Source organism: Actinokineospora sp. PR83 (assembly GCF_021056305.1).
Taxonomy (GTDB): domain Bacteria; phylum Actinomycetota; class Actinomycetes; order Mycobacteriales; family Pseudonocardiaceae; genus Actinokineospora; species Actinokineospora spheciospongiae.
Genome location: NZ_JAJCXD010000078.1, coordinates 12,795 through 33,845, shown reverse-complemented (window position 1 = coordinate 33,845; position 21,051 = coordinate 12,795). Strand labels below are relative to the sequence as shown.

The 21,051-nt window shown below is 73.8% G+C and carries 18 protein-coding genes; 10 read left to right on the top strand and 8 right to left on the bottom strand.

What is annotated here, in order from left to right:
* Window positions 1-105: 105 nt before the first annotated feature.
* On the bottom strand, window positions 106-1,236 hold the full coding sequence (locus tag L6E12_RS25225) for a site-2 protease family protein (protein WP_236230407.1): 1,131 nt from the start codon (window positions 1,234-1,236) through the stop codon (window positions 106-108).
* Between the two features lie 179 nt (window positions 1,237-1,415).
* Between L6E12_RS25225 and L6E12_RS25220 the strand changes: the two genes are divergently transcribed.
* Entirely contained in the window at window positions 1,416-2,342 is a 927-nt protein-coding gene (locus L6E12_RS25220) for a RecB family exonuclease (protein ID WP_236230406.1), read from the top strand.
* Window positions 2,343-2,697: 355 nt separating this feature from the next.
* Here the strand turns inward: L6E12_RS25220 and L6E12_RS25215 are convergent, their stop codons facing one another.
* Window positions 2,698-2,961: a phosphoribosyl-ATP diphosphatase gene (locus L6E12_RS25215; protein WP_035281242.1), complete on the bottom strand. Its 264-nt coding sequence runs from the start codon at window positions 2,959-2,961 to the stop codon at window positions 2,698-2,700.
* Between the two features lie 37 nt (window positions 2,962-2,998).
* The gene (locus L6E12_RS25210) at window positions 2,999-3,691 is read right to left on the bottom strand and encodes an HAD family phosphatase (RefSeq protein ID WP_236230405.1); all 693 of its coding nucleotides are present in this window, start codon (window positions 3,689-3,691) and stop codon (window positions 2,999-3,001) included.
* A 224-nt stretch (window positions 3,692-3,915) separates the two neighbouring features.
* On the opposite strand from L6E12_RS25210, the gene L6E12_RS25205 reads away from it, so the two are divergent.
* The gene (locus tag L6E12_RS25205) at window positions 3,916-4,836 is read left to right on the top strand and encodes a PAC2 family protein (RefSeq protein WP_035281245.1); all 921 of its coding nucleotides are present in this window, start codon (window positions 3,916-3,918) and stop codon (window positions 4,834-4,836) included.
* Window positions 4,837-5,057: 221 nt separating this feature from the next.
* Here L6E12_RS25205 and mshC read toward each other — a convergent pair whose 3' ends face one another.
* Window positions 5,058-6,284, bottom strand: a complete 1,227-nt coding sequence (mshC, locus tag L6E12_RS25200; RefSeq protein WP_236230404.1) for a cysteine--1-D-myo-inosityl 2-amino-2-deoxy-alpha-D-glucopyranoside ligase — start codon at window positions 6,282-6,284, stop codon at window positions 5,058-5,060.
* Between the two features lie 171 nt (window positions 6,285-6,455).
* Here mshC and L6E12_RS25195 point away from each other — a divergent pair, with 171 nt between their 5' ends.
* Window positions 6,456-7,637 carry a S8 family serine peptidase gene (locus tag L6E12_RS25195; RefSeq protein ID WP_236230403.1) on the top strand — a complete coding sequence of 394 codons (1,182 nt, stop codon included), beginning with the start codon at window positions 6,456-6,458 and terminating at the stop codon, window positions 7,635-7,637.
* Window positions 7,634-7,861 carry a hypothetical protein gene (locus L6E12_RS25190; protein WP_236230402.1) on the top strand — a complete coding sequence of 76 codons (228 nt, stop codon included), beginning with the start codon at window positions 7,634-7,636 and terminating at the stop codon, window positions 7,859-7,861. Before L6E12_RS25195 ends, L6E12_RS25190 begins: the two co-directional genes overlap by 4 nt.
* Here the strand turns inward: L6E12_RS25190 and L6E12_RS25185 are convergent.
* Together L6E12_RS25185 and L6E12_RS25180 are read right to left on the bottom strand one after the other, a co-directional pair.
* Window positions 7,858-8,964 (bottom strand): aminotransferase class V-fold PLP-dependent enzyme, encoded by a 1,107-nt coding sequence (locus tag L6E12_RS25185; protein WP_236230401.1) that lies wholly within the window; start codon window positions 8,962-8,964, stop codon window positions 7,858-7,860. The two genes, L6E12_RS25190 and L6E12_RS25185, sit on opposite strands and share 4 nt — an antisense overlap.
* Before the next feature lie 79 nt (window positions 8,965-9,043).
* Window positions 9,044-9,817 carry an ion transporter gene (locus tag L6E12_RS25180; RefSeq protein WP_236230400.1) on the bottom strand — a complete coding sequence of 258 codons (774 nt, stop codon included), beginning with the start codon at window positions 9,815-9,817 and terminating at the stop codon, window positions 9,044-9,046.
* A 142-nt stretch (window positions 9,818-9,959) separates the two neighbouring features.
* Between L6E12_RS25180 and L6E12_RS25175 the strand changes: the two genes are divergently transcribed.
* A complete protein-coding gene (locus L6E12_RS25175) occupies window positions 9,960-10,865 on the top strand; it encodes a sensor histidine kinase (RefSeq protein ID WP_236230399.1) in 906 nt (301 codons plus the stop codon).
* A gap of 15 nt (window positions 10,866-10,880) precedes the next feature.
* On the opposite strand, the gene L6E12_RS25170 is transcribed toward L6E12_RS25175, so the two are convergent.
* The gene (locus L6E12_RS25170; RefSeq protein WP_236230398.1) at window positions 10,881-11,696 is read right to left on the bottom strand and encodes a UbiA family prenyltransferase; all 816 of its coding nucleotides are present in this window, start codon (window positions 11,694-11,696) and stop codon (window positions 10,881-10,883) included.
* Window positions 11,697-11,801: 105 nt separating this feature from the next.
* Between L6E12_RS25170 and L6E12_RS25165 the strand changes: the two genes are divergently transcribed.
* Together L6E12_RS25165 and L6E12_RS25160 are read left to right on the top strand one after the other, a co-directional pair.
* A complete protein-coding gene (locus L6E12_RS25165; protein WP_236230397.1) occupies window positions 11,802-12,542 on the top strand; it encodes a methyltransferase domain-containing protein in 741 nt (246 codons plus the stop codon).
* The gene (locus tag L6E12_RS25160; RefSeq protein WP_374201945.1) at window positions 12,539-13,612 is read left to right on the top strand and encodes a type III polyketide synthase; all 1,074 of its coding nucleotides are present in this window, start codon (window positions 12,539-12,541) and stop codon (window positions 13,610-13,612) included. Before L6E12_RS25165 ends, L6E12_RS25160 begins: the two co-directional genes overlap by 4 nt.
* Window positions 13,613-13,622: 10 nt before the next feature.
* Here the strand turns inward: L6E12_RS25160 and hrpA are convergent, their stop codons facing one another.
* Window positions 13,623-17,525 (bottom strand): ATP-dependent RNA helicase HrpA, encoded by a 3,903-nt coding sequence (hrpA, locus tag L6E12_RS25155; RefSeq protein ID WP_236230396.1) that lies wholly within the window; start codon window positions 17,523-17,525, stop codon window positions 13,623-13,625.
* A gap of 109 nt (window positions 17,526-17,634) precedes the next feature.
* On the opposite strand from hrpA, the gene L6E12_RS25150 reads away from it, so the two are divergent.
* The 3 genes from L6E12_RS25150 (at window position 17,635) to L6E12_RS25140 (ending at window position 21,041) form a co-directional block, all read left to right on the top strand.
* Window positions 17,635-18,342: a response regulator transcription factor gene (locus L6E12_RS25150; protein ID WP_236230395.1), complete on the top strand. Its 708-nt coding sequence runs from the start codon at window positions 17,635-17,637 to the stop codon at window positions 18,340-18,342.
* Window positions 18,339-19,358: an ATP-binding protein gene (locus L6E12_RS25145; protein ID WP_035281272.1), complete on the top strand. Its 1,020-nt coding sequence runs from the start codon at window positions 18,339-18,341 to the stop codon at window positions 19,356-19,358. The genes L6E12_RS25150 and L6E12_RS25145 overlap by 4 nt, the downstream gene beginning before the upstream one ends.
* A 108-nt stretch (window positions 19,359-19,466) precedes the next feature.
* The gene (locus L6E12_RS25140; RefSeq protein ID WP_236230394.1) at window positions 19,467-21,041 is read left to right on the top strand and encodes a DUF4153 domain-containing protein; all 1,575 of its coding nucleotides are present in this window, start codon (window positions 19,467-19,469) and stop codon (window positions 21,039-21,041) included.
* Window positions 21,042-21,051 lie beyond the last annotated feature (10 nt).

The window sequence follows — 21,051 nt, the reverse complement described above, 5'->3', positions numbered from 1 at the left end:
GCCACCACGCCTCACCTTCGCCAACACCTGAACGACAAGAGATGGTGGCAGACGCACCCGGGGCACCCGGGTACCGGTCCTCCGCAGCCGGTCGCGGGGCCGGTCTCAGGGGCGGTTCTCCAGGGCGGCGCGCAGGTCGTCGCGGTGCAGCACCCCGGAGGGGCGGCCGTCGTCGTCGACCACGACGAACTGCCAGGCCGCGGTGGTGTGCACGCGCTCGGCGATGTCCTCGCCGGGTTCGGAGGCGAGCAGGACCGACTCGGGGCGGATCGGCTGCGCGGCCTGCTCGGCCGGGCTGAACGGGGACACCTCGGCGAGCGCGCGGGCGGCGGTCTCGTCGAGCAGCCCGGCGGCCACGCCGTCGGCCCGGACCAGGACCACCCCGCGCCCGGCCGCGGCGGCCAGCGCGTCGGCCACCGGGCTCTCCGCGGGCAGTTGCAGGACCGGTCGCACCAGGTCGACCAGCCGCAGGCCCGGCGGCCACTCGCGGTGCTGCTCGGAGGCCAGCTCACCACCGGCCCCGGCGACGACGAACCACGCGGTCAGCAGGCACACGCCCAGCCGCAGCCACCGGTCCTGGCTCCCCTCGGCCAGGCCCCACAGCGCCCACAGCACCAGCAGCGCGGCGACGACCCAGCCGCCCAGCACGGCCGCCCTGGTCCCGGTGCCGCGGCGGCCGGTCAGCGCCCACACGCCCGCGCGCAGCATCCGCCCCCCGTCCAGCGGCAGGCCGGGCAGCAGGTTGAACACGGCCACGGCGGTGTTGGCGAAGGCGCACTCCAGCACCAGCAGCCACACCGGCCCCTCGGGGGGCATCACCAGCAGGCCGAGCCCGCAGGCGGCGGCCAGCAGGATCGACACCGCGGGTCCCGCCGCCGCGACCACGCCCTCGTGCGCGGGCCTGCGCGGCGTCCGGGAAATCTCGGACAGCCCGCCGAGCAGGAACAGCCGCAGCCTGCGGACCGGCAGCCCCAGGCGCAGCGCCACGACGCAGTGCCCCAGCTCGTGGGCCAGGACGGACACGCCGAGCAGGACGGCGAAGGCGGCGGCGAGCAGGATCGAGGTGAGCGCGGACGCCCCGGGCATCAGCGTGCGCACCAGCGGGGCGTAGAAGACGACGACGGCCAGCGAACCCAGCCACCACGAGGGCGCGAGCACCACCGGCACGCCGCTGTAGCGGAACAGCAGCAGACCACCATCGCGCTCGCGGGCGGTCGGGTGGGCGGCGCTGGACACCTGCCACAGCCTAGGGCCGCTGGTGTGGGGCGGCAGTGATCCACGGGAAGTCCCCCGATCAGGGTGGACCCCGTGACGCGAACGGGTGGCCGACCACCCGCCGCCCGACACCGGGCAGCGGCCACCACCGAGGGTGGCGGTGGCCGGAACTGTCGGTGGCCGTCGCTAGGGTTCACCCCATGGCAGTCGGCACGGAGAGCACCAGCGGCGCGAACGGCACCGACAGCACGAGCACGGGCGGCACGGCGACGGCCAGGCGCGCTCGACGCAGGCCCGCCCTGTCACCGTCCCGGGCGAGCGACTTCAAGCAGTGCCCGCTGCTCTACCGGTTCCGCGCGGTCGACCGGCTGCCCGAGCAGCCCACCAAGGCGCAGGTGCGCGGCACGGTGGTGCACGCGGTCCTGGAGCGCCTCTACGCCCTGCCCGCCGAGGACCGGCTCCCCGCCGCCGCCCACGACCTGCTCACCCCCACCTGGACCGACCTCCTCGCCGAACGCCCCGAACTCGCCACGATCTTCGACGACGCCGAGTCCGCCGAGGAGACGGCGGCCTGGCTCGCCACCGCCGACGGCCTGATCGATGGCTACTTCGAACTGGAGGACCCCCGCAGGCTCCAGCCCGACGCGTGCGAGCTGATGGTGGAGACCGAACTGGAGTCCGGCGTCCTGCTGCGCGGTTTCATCGACCGCGTGGACGTGGCCCCCACCGGCCAGATCCGGGTGGTCGACTACAAGACGGGCGCGGCGCCGAGGGAGATCGGCGAGGCCAAGGCCCTGTTCCAGATGAAGTTCTACGCCCTGGCCCTCTGGCGCCTGCGCGGCGTGGTCCCCAGCCGGTTGCAACTGATGTACCTGGCCGACCGCCAGAACCTCGCCTACGCCCCGGACGAGGCGGAGCTGTCCCGCTTCGAGCGCACCCTCGACGCCATCTGGGAGGCCATCCTCCGCGCGGGCAAGACCGGCGACTTCCGCCCCAACCAGAGCAAGCTCTGCGGCTGGTGCTCCTACCAGGCCGTCTGCCCCGCCTTCGGCGGCACCCCACCGCCCTACCCCGGCTGGCCCGAACCCGACCCCGGCGAGGAAACCCCCCTCGACCGAGCGGATTAGCCCCCGCCCGCAAAGCCGGTCGACCACCCACCCGACAACCAGCCACCCAGGACCTCACCGGCGCAGCAACAACCAGCCACCCCGAAAACCGCCAGCCCGGCTACGAAAATGCCCGGGTGGGTGGATGTGTTTGGGTGGGGGTGGCGATCATGTGCAAGCCTGCCTGGGCTGTGGGGCATCCCTTCAGCCCCACTCGGTCACACTGGGCACATGATCGCCATAGGGGCCCCACCCAAACACATCCACCCAGCCGGGCACCCCAGCGAAAGACCGGCTCTGAAAGCGGGCGCACCCAAACAGACGCACCCACCGAAGGCACGCCCCGACAGTCAGCAGACCGTCCACAGAAGAGTGATCAGAGCTGGCGGTAGACGTCTTCCAGCGTGATGCCGCGGCCGATCATCAGCACCTGCACCCGGTACAGGAGCTGCGACACCTCAAGGGCCAACTGCTCGTCCGACTCGTGCTCGGCGGCGATCCACACCTCGCCCGCCTCCTCCAGGACCTTCTTGCCCTGCGCGTGCACGCCCGCGTCCAGCGCGGCCACGGTGCCCGAGCCCTCCGGGCGGGTCCGCGCCCGGTCGAGGAGCTGGGCGAACAGTTCGTCGAAGGTCTTCACGGTCGAAGATCCTGCCATCACCGGCGGTCACCGGGCCTCACCGGGTGGCGGGCACCAGTGCCCGCAGGGCGTCGGCGTCGAAGCCGATCAGGGACTCGCGCAGCACGCGCCGCTCGCCGCCGGGGACGTCGACCTCGCACGGGACCACCACGGTGACGCAGCCCGCGGCGACGGCGGCGGCGGTGCCGGTGGGCGAGTCCTCCACCGCGACGCACTCGGCCGGGTCGACGCCGAGCAGGCGGGCGGCCTTGAGGTACGGGTCCGGCAAGGGCTTGTTGCGGCCGTCGACCTCGTCGCCGGTGACGGTGACGTCGAAGAACTCGCGGCCGATCACGTCGAGGGCGATCTCGGTCAGCGGGCGCTCGGTGGAGGTGACCAGCGCGGTCGGCAGGCCCGCGGCGCGGACGGCGCGCAGGGCCTCGGGGGCGCCGGGGCGGAAGCGCAGGTCGGTGGCGAACAGGTCGGCCATGCGGGCGTCGATCCAGCCCACCGCCTCGCGGATGTCGTCGGCGGACGGTTCGATCCCCGCCTGCGCGAACAGCAGGGCCATGGTCGTGGGGACGTTGCTGCCGATCATCGCGGTGCGGGTCTCGGCGGCGAGGGTGAAGCCGAGGCGCTCGGCGAACTCGTAGAGCGGGATGTCCCAGAGCTTCTCCGAGTCGAGCAGGGTGCCGTCCATGTCCCAGAGCACGGCGGCGGGCAGGGCGGGATCGACGCGCTGGCTCGGCATGCCCCCACCCTACGATCCGACAACGCCAGTACGTCCACCCCAGGAGACCATCCCGACACGAGCCACCCCGACACGCCGCCAGCCACTCCCGACCGGTGATCTCCCCCGATCGGGGGTGGGCCCATCGGGCAGAGCGCCGTTTCCCCCGCACCACCCGACACGCCCGGCCAGCCACTCCCGACCGGTGATCTCCCTCGATCGGGGGTGGGCCGTAGGCTGGGCCAGTGACCGATCCGGACCCGCACATGGCCGCCGACCGCGAGCCCAGCACCGAGCCCTTGGAACTCGTCGACCCCGTCATGGTGGCGGCGTTCGAGGGCTGGAACGACGCGGGCGACGCGGCGAGCACCGCCATCGAGCACCTGCAGCTGACCTGGGACGCCAGCCCCCTGCTCGAGTTGGACCCCGACGACTACTACGACTTCCAGGTGACCCGGCCCTCCGTCCGCATGGTGGACGGGGTGACCAGGCGGGTCGAGTGGCCCACCACCCGGCTGTCGGTGTGCCGCCCGCCCGGGTCCAACCGGGATGTGGTGCTGGTGCACGGCATCGAGCCGAACATGCGGTGGCGCTCGTTCTGCGCCGAACTGCTCCAGCACATCGAGGACCTGCGCATCACCACCGTGGTGACCCTGGGCGCCCTGCTCGCCGACACCCCGCACACCCGGCAGGTGCCAGTCACCGGCACCGCCTACGACGCCACCTCCGCCGCCCGCTTCGGCCTGGAGCGCTCCCGCTACGAGGGGCCGACCGGCATCGTCGGGGTGTTGCAGGACGCGTGCGTGCAGGCGGGGGTGCCCGCGATCTCCATCTGGGCGGCGGTGCCGCACTACGTGTCGCAGCCGCCCTCGCCCAAGGCGACGCTGGCGCTGCTGCACCGCGTGGAGGAGATCCTGGACGTGGAGGTGCCGCTCGGCGCGCTGCCCGAGCAGGCCGAGGAGTGGCAGGCCACCGTCAGCGAGATGGCCGAGGAGGACGAGGACGTGCGCAACTACGTCCGCGCCCTAGAAGAGCGCAGCGAGGCCGACGACACCCTGGGCGAGGCCAGCGGCGAGGTGATCGCCGCCGAGTTCGAGCGCTACCTGCGCAGGCGGCGGCCGGGGCCCGGCCGCGGCGGGTCGGGTCCGGGGCCGACCGGGGTCTGACCCCGGTGGGACCGGCCGAGGCGTGATCCCGGCGGCGCCTGCCGGGGTGTGACCCGGGCGGTTCCGCCCGCGGGCCGGTCGGGCCGCGCGGGCGGTTCCGCGGCTGGGCTCCCAGGCGCCGGGGGACGGCGTCCCGGGAGCGGTTCGGTCGGCCCCGACCGGTCCACCGGCCCGGTCCACCGCGAACCGGGCCGGTCAGCCCCGATCGGGCTGCGGGACCGTCAGAGCAGGACGCCCAGCAGCGAGTCGACGGCGGTGCGGACCTTGCCCGGGGCCGTCTGGTCGGAGCCGGGCTGGGCCGCCCAGGCGTCGACCGCGGCGATGACCGCGGGGGTGTCCAGGTCGTCGGACAGGTGGTCGCGGATGCGGGCGACCAGGTCGTCGGCGGGGGCGCCGCTCGGGGCCGACACCGCGGTGCGCCAGCGGTCGAGGCGGGCGAGGGCGGTGTCGAGGATGTCCTGGGTCCAGGAGCGGTCCTCGCGGTAGTGGCCCGCCAGCAGGCCGAGCCGGATCCCCATCGGGTCCACCCTGTCGGCGCGCAGCCGGGAGACGAAGACCAGGTTCCCCCGGGACTTCGACATCTTGAGGCCGTCCAGGCCGATCATCGCCGAGTGGCCGTAGTGCCGGGCGAAGGGGTGCTCGCCGGTCAGGGCCTCGGCGTGCGCGGCGCTGTACTCGTGGTGCGGGAAGATCAGGTCCGACCCGCCGCCCTGGAGGTCGAAGGTCATGCCCAGCCGGTTGAGGGCGATGACCGAGCACTCCACGTGCCAGCCGGGGCGGCCGGGGCCGAGGTCGCCGGGCCAGCTCGGTTCGCCGGGGCGGGCGCTGCGCCACAGCAGGGCGTCGAGCGGGTGGCGCTTGCCCTTGCGGTCCGGGTCGCCGCCGCGGGCGGCGAAGAAGCGGTCCATGGTCGGCTCGTCGTAGTTCGACTCGTAGCCGAAGCGGCCGGTGGCGGTGTGGTCGAAGTAGACGTCGGGGTACTCCTCGTCGTCCACCCGGTAGGCGGAGCCGTCGGCGAGCAGCTTGCCGACCGCCTCGACGATCTCCGGGATGGCCTCGACGGCGCCGACGAACTCGCGCGGCGGCAGCACCCGCAGCGCCTCCATGTCCTCGCGGAACAGCGCCGTCTCGCGCATCCCGAGCACGACCCAGTCGTCGGAGTCCCGCTCGGCCCGCTCCAGCAGCGGGTCGTCGATGTCGGTGACGTTCTGCACGTAGTGCACGTCGTGGCCGTTGTCGAGCCACTGCCGGTGAACCAGGTCGAAGGCGAGGTAGGTCGCCGCGTGCCCCAGGTGCGTGGCGTCGTACGGGGTGATCCCGCAGACGTACATGGTGGCCGTGCGGCCCGGGGTGGTCGGCCGGATCTGCCCCGACGAGGTGTCGAACAGGCGCAGCGGCCGTGGGGTTCCGTCCACCTTGGGCACCGGGTGGGATTGCCAGGTCTGCATGACCCCGACAGTAACGGCAGCTCCCGGACACGAGAGAGGTGTCGCACTGGGCGGACGGCGGTGGGCCATTCGGGTAGTAGGGCTGTAATGGCCGTCACAGCCCTGTCAGGCTAGTCGAGAATCCCTCAAGGTGGGCGGACACGGCCCACCGGACGGAATGAGGTGAGGTCGATGACCACTCCCGGCACGGACGACGGGACGACGGGCCGGTACCTGGTGCTGCTGGAGGACGACTCCGTGGCCGCCGGGACCCGGGAGCTGAACCGGATCGCCGGGATCGATGTGGCCGCCACCGCGGACGCCACCGGGTCGGGCGCGGACCTGCGGGGCGCGAGCGGGCTGGTGCTCGACCGGCTCGGCGTCGCGGTGGTCGACGCGGACCCCGACCAGGCGGAGGCACTGGCCCGGGCCGCCGCCGGATCGGGACCGATCGCCGGGCTGGAGCGGGAACGGCGGGTGCGCGCCATCACCGCCGAGGAGGTGCAGACCGCGGTCGCGGTGGACGAGAGCGTGTTCACCTGGGGGTTGCAGGCGGTGGGGGCGCAGCTGAGCACGGCGACCGGGGCGGGGATCAAGGTCGCGGTCCTCGACACCGGGTTCGACTTGGCGCACCCGGACTTCGCCGGTCGGCAGGTCACCGCCGAGTCGTTCGTGCCGGGGGAGAGCGCGCAGGACGGCCACGGGCACGGCACGCACTGCGTCGGCACCTCGTGCGGGCCGCGCGAACCCGGCGACGGCCCCGGCTACGGCATCGCCTCGGCGGCGGAGGTCTACGTGGGCAAGGTCCTCAGCGACGGGGGTTCCGGGTCCGACGGCGGCATCCTGTCCGGCATCGCCTGGGCGGTGGAGAACGGGTGCGCGGTGGTGTCGATGTCGCTGGGCGCGGCGACCCAGCCGGGGCAGCCGTTCTCCCGCACCTTCGAGCGGGTGGCGACCAGGGCGATGGCGCAGGGCACGCTGATCGTGGCGGCGGCGGGCAACGAGTCCGACCGGCGCACCGGCGCGATCGCCCCCGTCGGGCACCCGGCGAACTGCCCGTCGATCCTGGCGGTGGGCGCGGTCGACGCGGCCGAGGCGATCGCCTACTTCTCCTGCGGCACGGTGGACCGGATCGGCTCGGTCGACGTGGTCGGGCCCGGGGTGGACGTGCTGTCGTCGTGGCCGATGCCGCTGCGGCACAACCGGATCAGCGGCACCAGCATGGCGACCCCGCACGTGGCCGGGGTGGCGGCGCTGATCGCCCAGGCCACCGGCGCGCGGTCGTGGGCGCTGTGGGCCCGGCTGACCCAGTCGGCCATCCGGCAGCCGCTGCCCAGCACCGATGTCGGGGCGGGTCTGGTGCAGGCCCCGTGATCGACCCGGGTCCGTTACGGGTGCTGGTGACCGTGGACGACGACGGCATGGGTCGGCTGCCGGACCTGGTGGCCGACCTGCGCGCCGTGGGCCTGGCGGTGGACACGGTGCTGGAGCACGTCGGCGTGGTCACCGGGTCGATCGACCCGGCGGGCGTCGCGGGTGTGCGCGCGGTCCTCGGCGTGGAGGACATCGAGCTGGAACGGGCGGACTGGGGGTTCTAGCGCCCCTCGGCGAGGGCGGCGGCGAGCGCGGCGAAGTCGTCCTCGGTGCTGTGGGTCGTGGCGCCGACGCGGACGTGGGCGGCGCCGTGCCAGTGGATGATCGGCACCTCGACGCCGCGGGCGCTGAGTTCCCCGTAGTAGCGCGCGGCGTCGTCGAAGTCGGCGACCAGCCCGGAGGGGAGGGCGACGAGCCGCATGAGCGGGGCGTGGTGCGCGCTGACCTGACCGGGGGCACCGAGGGCGTCGGCGACGAGGCGGACGCCCCGGTCCAGCAACGCCGAACTGGCCGCGACCGCGTCCCAGCCGCCCACGGCACGCCAGTGGTCGAAGGCGGCGGGCAGCGCCATCCAACCGGAGTAGTCGCCGGTGCCCGCGTGGTCGAACCAGCGCGGGTACCCGGCCGGGTGGTCCCAGGACGGCACGAGCGGGCGGACCCGGTCGCGCCACGGCGGGGCGATCCACAGCCCGGCGCTGGTGCGCGGGGCGTAGGCCCACTTGTGCAGGTTGCCCGCCCAGAAGTCCACGCCGAGCAGGTCCGGGCGCTGGTCGAGGTGACCGGGCACGTGGGCGGCGTCGACGAACACCGGCACCCCGCGCTCCCGGCACACCTCCGCGACCCCGGCGACCGGCAGCACCAGCGCGGTCGGCGAGGTGATCGCGTCGACGACCACGAGCCGGGTGGCGGCGGTGAGACCACCCGCGAACGCGGCAACGACCTCGTCCGGCCCGGCGTCGGCGGGGAAGTGCACCACGCGCAGCCGGGCACCGACCCGGTCGGCGGCGGCCTGCGCGGCGATCGCCACGGCGCCGTAGCCGTGGTCGGAGAGCAGGATCTCGTCGCCCTCCCCCAGCGGCAGCGAGGCGAGCACGGTCGCGGCGGCCTCGGTGGCGTTGCGCACCAGCACCACGTCGGCGCCGAGGAACGCACTCGCCGCCTCCCGCGCCTCGGCGATCAGGGCGGGGGTGTCGACCCGGTGGAAGCGCATCGGGTTGGCGTCGGACGCGGCCCGGAACCGGGCCTGGGCCTCGCGGACCCCGACCGGCACGATGCCGAAGCCGCCGGGGTTGAAGTGGCGCACGGCCGGGTCGAGGGAGAAGGTCACCGCCCCATGCTGCCTGCCGGACCGGGCCCGGGGCCACCGCGTTTCCGGGCAGTGGACTCAGCAGGCGGCGGGCGGTGGGTCAGTGGCCCGGTGGGGCGGGGTCGGGGAGGTTCTGGTGGTCGCCCGCGCGGACGGCCTGGCGGATCTGGTCGATGTTCTCCCGGAGCAGGTCGGAGATCAGTTCGTCGGTGCGGGGGTCGGCGAGCATCTCCAGGACCACGCGCAGCACCGCCTCGGAGACCGCGCCGACGACCTCGTCGTGGAAGGGGAGGCGGCGGAGTTTGCCGACCTGGGGGTCCTCCTTCAGCTTCTCCAGGACCATCTGGCGGATCTCGGCCCGATTCTCCTCCAGTGCGCTGGCGATGTTGCGCGCGTAGTGGCCGGTGCGCAGCACGGAGACGACCTCCTCCAGCACGGCCACGGTGAGCGGCTTCTTCACCACGTCGATCAGGACGCCGCCGAAGCGGCCCATCGCCCGGTGGGCGAGTTCCTCGCCGACGGAGCGGTCGACCGGGCGCTGGAGCCTGGTCAGCAGGGTCACCACCCGCACGACGCGCAGCAGGCGGAAGGCGCGGACCAGGACGTGCGCCCAAGGGATCATGCCGATGACGTCGTACCAGTTGAGCAGGACGAACCGGCCGGAGAAGCCCGCCAGCCGCCACCGCCAGAGGAACTCGACGGCGAACACCGCGCAGAACGCCCAGTCGATCCGGACGATCAGTTCGCCGACGTGGGTGGGCGGGTTCCACAGCGCCCGGTAGACCAGCAGGGCGACCGAGACCACGGCGAGTCCGAGCATGACCCAGTCGTCGAGGGCGACCCGGTGCTTCTTCGCGGCGGCGGTGATGACCATGACATCACCCTTCCGGACCACGCGACACCCGGCCACTCGCCCTGCTCCGGGGGTCCGCGCGGGTACGCTGCCCGTGCCCGCGACGCGGGCGGGCCTCGGGCGTCTTCGCTCCGCGGGAGCACCCACCGACGGAGGGACGAGCATGGGCACAGCCGGGTTCGTGCACGAAGCGCTGGTCCACCGCGACGACGACGCCTACGTGGCGGCGACCGTGGACTTCCTGCGGGAGGGCGTGCGGGAGGGCGAGACCGCGGTGGCCCTGCTCGGCCCGCGCGGGACGGAACTGCTCGCCGACGCCCTCGACGGCACCGGGGTGCGGGTGGTCGACACCACGGACCTGGGCCGCAACCCGGCCCGCCTGATCCCGACCCTGCGCGACCTGCTGGAGACCGCGCGCGGCCCGCTGCGCTGCGTGGGCAACCCCGCCCGCGCCACCCACGACCCGGCCGCGGCCGCCGAGATCGCACTGCACGAAGCCCTGCTCAACCTGGCCTTCGACGACGCCATTGACTTCCGCCTGCGCTGCACCGTCGACGCGGACGCGCTGCCGGAGGCCGAGCACACCCACACCACCGTGCTGGACGGGGGCACCAGCAGGCCGGGCGCCGCCTACGACCCCGAGCACGGCTACGCGGTGTTCGCCCGCCCCCTGCCGGAGGTCGCCACCCCGCCGGACTTCGACGACGTGCACTTCACCCTGGACGACCTGCCCGAACTGCGCGACCTGGTGACGGTCCGCTCCTCGGCCTTCGGCCTGTCCCGCGACCGGGCCCTGGACCTGACCCTGGCCACCAACGAGATCGTCACCAACAGCATCGTGCACGGCGGCGACCGGGGCACTCTGCGCACCTGGCACGACGAGCACACCTTCACCTGCGAGGTCACCGACAGCGGCCACATCACCAACCCCCTGGTCGGCCGCGTCTCCCCCATCCCCGCCGTCCAGGGCGGCCGCGGCGTCTGGCTGGCCAACCGCCTCTGCGACCTGGTCAGCATCCGCTCCGCGCCGGGCACCGGCACCGTCGTCCGCCTCCAGGTCGACCGGTAGGCGGCTCCCGGAGCGCTAACCCAGCGGTGAGACCAGCAGCAGCCCCACGGCCAGCAGCGCCGTGACCATCACCGCCCGGAACAGCCCGCGCGACCGATCGCCCCGCCCCAGTACCACCGACGCGACGACCACGGCCACAGCCAGCCCCAACGCCCACAGCCCCGTACCCGACGGCCCCCCGCCGGGCCCGAATGCCAAGCACGCCATCGAGGCCAGCAGCAACACCACCGCGACCAGGGCGGAGCGCGGGCCGAACCGCTGCGGCAGACCGCGCACCCCGGTGACCGCGTCGTCAGCCAGGTCCGGCAGCACGTTCGCGAAGTGCGCCCCCGCCCCCAACAACGCGCCCGCGGCCACCAGCCACCACGCGGGCGTGACCTCCCCGCTGAGGACCACGAACACCGGCAACAGCCCGAACGAAACCGCGTAGGGCACCACGGACGCGACCGTCGACTTCAACCAGGCATCGTAGGACCAGGCGGAGGCGACGGCGAGCAGGTGCACCGAGCCGGGCAGCCAGCCGGTCGACAGCGACAGCGGGACGCACAGCGCCGCGGCGCAGAGAATCCCGACACCGACCGCGCGCCGCGACACCGCCCCGACCGCGAGCGGCTTGTCCGCGCGGCCGACGGTGCGGTCCCGGTCCGCGTCGAGGTAGTCGTTGAGCCAGCCCACCGACAACTGGCCGGTGAAGACCGCGGCGGCGACCAGGACCACACCCCACGCCGGGCGCCCGACGCTGATCGCGAGCCCGGCGGCGACCGCCGTGACCGCGAGCGTGGGTTCGGGGTGGCAGGCCCGCACGAGGGCCAGGGCAGTCGATGCGCGCACCGGGTCAGCCTCGCAGCGTTCGACGGCGCCGACCACCCGGCGCCCCGGTCCAGCGGGTGGGCCGTGGTCCAGCGGAACCGCTGCCGGTGTGCGAGCGTAGGTCTCGTGCCCCTCCGCCCGAAAGTCGAGCGGGACCGGTCCCCAGACCTCGGACGGAACAACCCGGAGCAGTACGACGCACTCGTCGACCAGTGGTGGCTGCCACGCGGCGAGTTCGCCATGCTGCACTGGCTCGCCGCCGCCAGGGCGGCGCTGGTCCCCCGCGCTCCCCACCCCGGCGCCGTGCTGGTCGACCTCGGCTGCGGTGCCGGGCTGCTCGCCCCGCACCTGGCGGGCAAGGGCTACCGCCACGTCGGGGTGGACCTGACCCGCAGCGCGCTGGCGCTGGCCGCCGACCACGGTGTCACCGCCGTGCGCGGTGACGTGGGCCGGGTGCCGCTGGCCGACGGGTGCGCCGACGTGGTGTGCGCGGGCGAGATCCTCGAACACGTCCCGGACCTGCCCGCCGCGGTCGGTGAGGCGTGCCGGGTGCTGCGCCCCGGCGGGCTGCTGGTGGTCGACACGATCGCCGACACCCGGTTGGCGCGGCTGGTGGCGGTGACGATCGCCGAACGGGTGCCCGGTGGGGCGCCGAAGGGCATCCACGACCCGGCGCTGTTCGTGGACCGGGCGCACCTGGTGCGGTTGTGCGCCGAGAACGGGGTTGACCTCGCGCTGCGGGGTATCCGCCCCTCGGCGCTCGACGTGGTGCGCCTGCTCGCCGGGCGCGGCGACGGCGTCCGGATGGTTCCGGTGCCGACGACATCCGTGCTGTTCCAAGGGATCGGCAGGAAGAGGAGCACATGACCGCAGGTACGACCGGCTCAGCGGCGGTGATCGCGGGCGGCGCGTGCGCGTTCCCGGCCAGGATGGACCAGGACGCGCTGTGGACGGACTTCTTCGCCCCCCGGCTGGGGAACTCCCGGGTGGCCGAGCGGCTGTACCGGGCAGCGGGGGTGCGGTACCGGCACGCGGTGGCCGACCCGGTGGTCGAGGACGTCTCGACCTGGTCGACGCAGCGGCGCATGGAGCGCTACATCGACGAGGCGCCGGGCCTGGGCAAGGAGGCGGTGAGCGCCGCCTTGGCCGACGCGGGCCTGTCGGCCGACGAGGTCGGCATGTTCGCGGTGGTGTCCTGCACCGGCTACACCACCCCGGGCCTGGACATCCGCCTCGCCGCCGACCTGGGGATGCCCGCGGACGTGCAGCGGCTGATGATCGGCCACATGGGCTGCTACGCGGCGCTGCCCGGCCTGGGCGCGGTGTCGGACTACGTCGTCGCCCGCCGCCGCCCCGCGGTGCTGCTGTGCCTGGAGCTGACCTCCCTGCACGCCCAGCCCACCACCGACGACCTGTCCCAGGTCATCACGCACGCCCTGTTCGCCGACGCCGCCGCGGCCGTGGTCCTGCGCCCCGGCGACGGCGGTCCGGGGAGCGGGCTGCGGATCGCCGACGTGGCCGCGCGCACCGACCCCGCCACCTCCGACCACATGCGCTGGGACATCACCGACCTGGGCTTCCGGATGGAGCTGTCCCCCGAGGTCCCCACCGTCCTGGCCCGCCACGTCGGCCCGCTGGTCGAGGACCTCCTGGGCCGCCACGGCCTGGCGGTGGACGACGTGGGCGCGTGGGCGGTGCACCCGGGTGGGCCCCGCATCCTCGACACGGTCGCCCGCGAGCTGGAGCTGCCCGCCGACGCCCTGGACGCCTCGCGCACCGTCCTGCGCGAGTGCGGCAACTGCTCGTCGGCGACGGTGCTGATCATCCTGGAGGAGCTGCGCCGCACCGGGAAGCTCGCCTCCGGTGGACCGGTGGTGGTGCTGGCGTTCGGCCCGGGCCTGACCCTCTACGCGGCGCTGCTGCGCGGCGGGACCTGACCGGCCGCGCTCAGGGGATGAGCGCGGCGATCGCCTTCTGCACCCGCTTGTCGGAGATGGACCCGGCGCTGCCCAGCGTCTGGGCGAAGTAGCTGACCCGCAGTTCCTCGATCATCCACTTCACCGCCCGCACCTCCTCGGTGTCGCGCGCCGCGGGGTGCCGCTGCTGGACGGCCTCGTGGTAGGCGTCCTCCAGGTCCTGCACGGTGTGCATCCACGCCGTGTCCCGGTCCGGGCGCTCGGGGAGCTTGTCCAGGCGGCGGTCGATGCCGCGCAGGTAGCGCTCCAGGTGCGGGAGGCGGGCGACGCCGGTGGCGGTGATGAAGCCGGGGAAGACCAGCCCGGCAAGCTGTTCGCGGATGTCGGCCAGCGGTTCGACGAAGATCGGGCCGCGGGTGGCCCCCAGGCGCCGCTCCACGTCGTTCCAGGCCTGCACGACCTTGCGGGCGGCGTCGAGGACCTCGACCACCGTGGCGTTGAGGTGGGTGCGGACGTGCTCGCGCAGGCGGGTGAAGGCCGCCTCGGTCCACGCCGGGCCGCCGGCCTGGGCGATGAGGTGGTCGGCCGCGGCGTCGACGCAGTCGGCCAGCAGGGCCGGGACGCCGCCGTGCGGGTTGTGCGACAGGGCGAGCTTGGCCTGGTTGGACAGGGAGCGGACCACGTGCTTGGTCGGGGAGGGGACGTTGAGCAGCACCAGCTTGCGGGTGCCTGCCCACATCGCCGCCCGCTGCTCGACCGCGGTGTCGAGCATCCGGACCGCGACCGTGGCGCCCTCGTCGACCAGGGCCGGGTAGGCGGTGACGACGAGGCCGTTCTGCTCGGTGCGGGCGACCTTGGGCAGGGTGCCGATGGTCCACGAGGTCAGGCCGCGGCGGGCGAGGTCGACCGTCGCGGCGGTCAGCGACTCGCGGAGCTGGGACTTGAGCTGCTGCTTCAGCGCGCCCAGGTCCTTGCCCGTGGCCAGGGTCCTGTCCCCGTCGACGACCTGGAAGGTGGTCTTGAGGTGGGCGGGGACGGCGTCGAGCTGCCAGGCGTCGCGCGGGATGAGGACACCGGTGAGGGCGCGCAGTTCGCGGCCGACGGCGTCGGGGAGGGATTCCTCGGTGGGCGCGAGCTTGCGCACCACCGCCTTGGCGAAGTCGGGCACCGGGACGAAGTTGCGGCGCAGCGGCTTGGGCAGCGACCGGATCAGCGCGGTCACGACCTCCTCGCGCAGCCCGGGCACCTGCACCGACAGCGCGTCGCCGTTGAGCTGGTTGAGCACCGCGATGGGCACCCTGGCGGTGACCCCGTCGTCGTCGCGGCCGGGTTCGAAGCGGTAGCTCAGCGGCAGGGTCAGGCCGTGCTGCTGCAACGCGTCGGGGAACGCGTCCTCGTCCACGTCGACGGTGTCGTTGACCAGCATGGACTTGGTGAAGGTCAGCAGGTCCGGGTGTTCGTGCCTGGTCTTCTTCCACCAGGAGTCGAAGTGCCGCCCGGACACGACCTCGGCCGGGACGCGCTCGTCGTAGAAGCGGAACAGGGTCTCGTCGTCGACGACGATGTCGCGGCGGCGGAAGCGGTGTTCGAGGTCCTCGACCTCCTCCAGCAGCTTGCGGTTGTCGCGGAAGAAGTGGTGGCGGGTCTGCCAGTCGCCTTCCACGAGCGCGTGCCGGATGAACAGGTCGCGCGACAGCTCCGGGTCGATGCGCCCGTACTGGACCTTGCGGGAGACCACGATCGGCAACCCGTAGAGGGTCACCCGCTCCATCGCCACGACGGAGCCCTGCTTGGCTTCCCAGTGCGGTTCGCTGTAGTTGCGGCGCAGCAGGTGCTCGGCGATCGGTTCGATCCACTCCGGTTCGATCCGGGCGGCGATGCGCCCCCACAGCCGCGAGGTCTCCACCAGCTCGGCCGCCATCACCCAGCGCGGCGGCTTCTTGAACAGCGCCGACCCGGGGAACACGGCGAACTTGGCGTTGCGGGCGCCGACGTACTCCTTGCCGGCCGGGTCGCGGAAACCGATGTGCGACAACAGGCCCGACAGCAGCGACATGTGCACGTTGCGCGGCTCGGCGGGCGTCTCGTTCGGGGTGATGCCCAGTTGCTTGGCGACCTGCCGGAGCTGGCTGTGGATGTCCTGCCACTCGCGGATGCGCAGGTAGTTGAGGAACTCGGCCTTGCACTCGCGGCGGAACCTGTTGCTGGACAGCTCTTTCTGCCGCTCGCGCAGGTGGTTCCACAGGTTGAGGTAGCTGATGAAGTCGGAGTCCGGGTCGGCGAAGCGGGCGTGCATCTGCGCGGCGGCCTGCTGCTTGTCCTGCGGTCGTTCGCGCGGGTCCTGGATGGACAGTGCGGCGGCGATGACCATGACCTCGGCCAGGCAGCCGTTCTTGTCGGCCTCGATGACCATGCGGGCCAGCCGGGGGTCGACGGGGAGCTGGGCGAGCTGGCGGCCCAGCGGGGTCAGCCGCTTGGCCGGGTCGGTCTGCGCCGGGTCGAGCGCGCCGAGTTCGTGCAGGAGCTGGGTGCCGTCGGCGATGTGGCGCTTGTCGGGGGGCTCGATGAACGGGAAGTCGGCCATCTCGCCGAGGTCGGCGGCGGCCATCTGGAGGATGACCGAGGCGAGGTTGGTGCGCAGGATCTCCGGGTCGGTGAACTCCGGGCGGGCGAGGAAGTCGTCCTCGCTGTAGAGCCGGATGCAGATGCCGTCGGAGGTCCGGCCGCAGCGGCCCTTGCGCTGGTTGGCCGAGGCCTGCGAGACCGCCTCGATGGGCAGCCGCTGCACCTTGAGCCGGTTGCTGTAGCGGGAGATGCGCGCGGTGCCCGGGTCGACGACGTACTTGATGCCGGGCACGGTCAGCGACGTCTCGGCGACGTTCGTGGCGAGCACGACCCGCCTGCCGGTGTGCGGCTGGAACACCCGGTGCTGCTCGGCCGACGACAGCCGCGCGTACAGCGGCAGGACCTCGGTGTTGCGCAGGTTCGCCGCGGTCAGGGCATCGGCCGTGTCGCGGATCTCGCGCTCACCGGACAGGAACACCAGCACGTCGCCCGGTCCCTCTGCCGACAGCTCCTGGACCGCCTCGACGATGCCCTGGGTCTGGTCGCGGTCCGGGTCGGCGTCGGGGTCCTCCGGGTCGACCAGCGGCCGGTAGCGGACCTCGACCGGGAAGGTGCGCCCGGAGACCTCGACGATCGGGGCGTCGTCGAAGTGCCGGGAGAACCGCTCCGGGTCGATGGTCGCGGAGGTGATGACGACCTTGAGGTCCGGGCGCCTGGGCAGCAGCCTGGCCAGGTAGCCGAGCAGGAAGTCGATGTTGAGGCTGCGCTCGTGCGCCTCGTCGATGATGATCGTGTCGTACTGGGCCAGCAGCCGGTCGTGCTGGATCTCGGCCAGCAGGATGCCGTCGGTCATGATCTTGACCAGGGTGCGGTCGCCGACCTGGTCGGTGAACCGGACCTTCCAGCCGACGGTCTCCCCCAGCGGCGTGCCGATCTCCTCGGCCACCCGCTCGGCCACCGTGCGCGCGGCGATCCGCCTCGGCTGGGTGTGCCCGATCAGCCCGGTGACCCCGCGGCCCAGCTCCAGGCACATCTTCGGGATCTGGGTGGTCTTGCCCGACCCGGTCTCCCCGGCGACGATCACCACCTGGTTGTCCCGGATCGCGGCGAGGATGTCCTCGCGGCGCTGGGTGACCGGCAGTTCCTCCGGGTACTTCAGCGGCGGCAGCGACGACCGCCGCAGCTCCACCCGCCGGACCGCGGCCTCGACCTCCTCGGCGACCCTGGCCAGGGTGGCCGCGCGGCGGGCGGGGTCGCGGGTCTTGCGCAGCCCGTCGAGCCTGCGCCCCAGCCTGCGCTGGTCGCGGAGCATCAGCTCGGGCAGGCGCGCGCGCAGGTCGGCCTGGTTCGGGGTGGTGTCGGCGCTCATTTGCTCCCAGCCTAGGCAACGCCGGGCGGCGTTCTCATCCGAGTTACCTCCACAGAACGTTCACACGCTCCGACGCCTTCCCGCACGGACCCCCCTTAGAGTCCGTGACATGGGGACAGGCACCGGAACGCGGCGGACAGTGCTGGTGGTCGAGGACGACCCCACGATCGCGGAGTCCATCGCGGCCCGGCTGCGCGCCGAGGGGTTCGACGTGGAGCTGGCCCACGACGGCCCGGCCGGGGTCGCCTCCGCCGCCGCGCACCGCCCGGACCTGCTGGTCCTGGACGTGATGCTGCCCGGGTTCGACGGGCTGGAGGTGTGCCGCCGGGTGCAGGCGGCGCGGCCGGTGCCGGTGCTGATGCTCACCGCCCGCGACGACGAGACCGACCTGCTGGTGGGCCTGGGCGTGGGCGCCGACGACTACATGACCAAGCCGTTCTCCCCGCGCGAGCTGACCGCCAGGGTGCACGCCCTGCTGCGCCGGGTGGAGCGCGCCGCCGCCCCGGCCGACCCGGTGCTGGTGGTGGGCGACCTGGAGGTGGACTCGGCGCAGCGGCGGGTGCGCCGCGGCGGTGTGGAGGCGCACCTGACCCCGATCGAGTTCGAGCTGCTGGCCTACCTGGCGGCCCGGCCGCGCGCGGTGCAGCCCAGGGAGCGGCTGCTGGCCGAGATCTGGGGCTGGGGCGAGGCGGCGGGCACCCGCACGGTCGACAGCCACGTCAAGGCGCTGCGCCGCAAGCTGGGCGCCGACCTGATCCGCACGGTCCACGGCGTGGGCTACGCGCTGGAGATCCCGACGAGCGAGGTGCCCGCGTGACCGCCCTGAACACCCTGGCCGACTGGCTGCCGCGCCCGCTGGACCCGGTGCGCTCGATCAAGCTCAAGATCGGCATCCTGCTGGTGGCCTCGGGCTGCGCCGCGTTCGCCTGGTTCTGGTGGAACATCGGCTGGCTGCCGCCGACCACCTCGATCACCGCGATCCTCGGCGCGGTGATCACCTCGCAGATCCTGGCCCACGGCATGACCAGGCCGCTGCGGGAGATGACCGCGGCGGCGCGGGCGATGGCCCGCGGGGACTACTCGCGCCGGGTCCGGGTGACCGCCCGCGACGAGGTGGGCGAGCTGGGCCGGGCGTTCAACCAGATGAGCACCGACCTGGCCGAGGCCGACCGCAGCCGCCGCGAGCTGATCGCCAACGTCTCCCACGAGCTGCGCACCCCGATCGCGGCGCTGCGCGCGGTGCTGGAGAACGTCGTCGACGGGGTCAGCGAGCCCGACCCGGCCACCATGCGCACCGCGCTGGCGCAGGCCGAGCGGTTGGGCAGGCTGGTGACCGAGCTGCTGGACCTGTCCCGCATCGACGCGGGTGTGCACGCCCTCGACCGCGAGGAGGTCGAGGTGGCGCCGCTGCTGGCCGAGGTCGTCGCCGAGGCGGAGGTCAACGCGGCGGCCACCGGGCGGGCGGTGGTGTTCCGCACCTCGGTCTCCCCCACCGCCGCGACCGTGCGCGCCGACCGCGAGCGCCTGCACCAGGTGCTGGTGAACCTGCTCGACAACGCGGTGCGGCACGGCCCGGCCGACGGCGAGGTGCGGGTGCTGGCCTCGGCCGGTCCCGCCGGGCTGCTGCTGGAGGTCGCCGACGACGGGCCGGGCATCGCCGAGGCCGAGCGGGACCTGGTGTTCCGCCGGTTCAGCCGGGGTGAGCGCGCCACCGGCGGCGGCACCGGCCTCGGCCTGGCCATCGCCCGCTGGGTGGTGGAGCTGCACGGCGGCAGCATCGCCGTGGTCGACGGCGACCGCGGCTGCCGCATCCGGGTCACCCTGCCCGCCTGAGCGGCACCCGCCCCGACGCCGCGCACCACCTCCTGATCACGACAGCACACCCCGGGCCGCGCCCACGGGTGCCGTGACCGACCCCTGAACACACCCTGGAGTCCCCGCATGTCCGGACCGACGCCCACCGACCCGTCCCCCACTGCTCCACCCGCTGCGACGGCCGCGGGGGCCCCGCCGACGCAGCCGCCGACCGCGCAGCCGGTGCTCACGCGGCCGTGGCCGCCGCCGGAGTCGTGGGCGGCCAAGCACTGGGTCCAGCGCTCGCCCGCCGCGTCGAGGACCGTCCTGTTCCTGGTGGCGGCGGTCGCCGCCGTCGGGGCGTCGGTGCTGCCGCTGGACCGGCCCGGGGTGGGGTGGACCGTGGCCGCTCTGGGGGTGGCCACGGCCCTCCTCATCGCGGGCGGGCGGGTCCGGGCCGACTGGCGGTGGCTGCTGCTGGGTGCGGCGCTGATGACCGTGCCGACCCTGCGGGCCGCGCACTGGCTGACCGCGCTGTGCGTGCTCGGCGCCTGCGTGGCCGTGGCGCTGTCGGTGACCGGTGGGCGGACCGTGCGCGAGCTGGTGTTCGGCGTGGTCGTGCTGTGGGCGGGCGCGGTGCGGGCCCTGCCCTGGGCGGGGGCCGGGCTGCGCCGCCTGCGCCGCGGCGGTTCCCGGGTGCGGGTGCTGCGCACGGTGGCGCTGGCCCTGCTGGTGCTGGTGGTGTTCGGGTCGCTGCTGGCCAGCGCCGACGCCGCGTTCGCCGACCTGTTCGAGGCGCTCATCCCGCAGCTTGACCTGGCCGCCGGGGTGCGGTGGGCGTGGGTGTTCGCGGTGCTGGGCCTGGTCGTGCTGGGCGGCTGCTACCTGCTCGACTTCCCCGCCGGACTGCCCGAGCCCACCCCGGGTCCGGCCGGGCGGCGGGCCGCGGTGGTGGAGTGGGCTGGGCCGGTGGGGGTGCTGGTGCTGCTGTTCACCGGGTTCGTCGCGGTGCAGCTACGGGTGCTCTTCGGCGGCGGCGAGCACGTGCTGCGCACCACCGGCCTGACCTACGCCGAATACGCCAGGAGCGGCTTCTGGCAACTGCTGGTCGTGACCGTGCTGACCCTGGCCGTGGTCGGGGTCGCCGCCCGGGTGGCGCCGCGCGAGACCGCCGCCGAGCGCGGGTGGCTGCGCGCACTGCTCGGCGGGTTGGTGGTGCTGACCCTGGTGATCGTCGCCTCCGCACTGGTGCGGATGTGGACCTACCAGCAGACCTACGGCTTCACCGTGCTGCGGTTGCAGGTCGAGGTGGTGGAGCTGTGGCTGGGGCTGGTGTGCCTGCTGGTGCTGGTGGCGGGAACACGGCTGCGGGCGGGCTGGCTGCCGGGCGCGGTGTTGGTTTCGGCGCTGCTGACGGTGTTCGGCGTCGGCCTGCTCGACCCGGAGCGGTTCGTCGCCGAGCGCAACGTGGCCCGCTACGCCGAGACCGGCAGCGTCGACCTGGCCTACCTGAGCAGGCTCTCCCCCGATGCTGTGCCCGCGCTGGCCGGGCTGCCCGAGTACGAGCGGGCCTGCGTGCTCAATGAGCACCGGGAGGCGCTGTCGGCCTCCTACGGCCCGGCCGAGACGGTGACCGGGTGGAACCTGGGCCGGGCGCGGGCGCGCGAGGTGCTGGCGGGTACCGATCCGGCGTCGTTCCCGCACTGCCGTCCGGCGCGGTGAGACCGGGGCT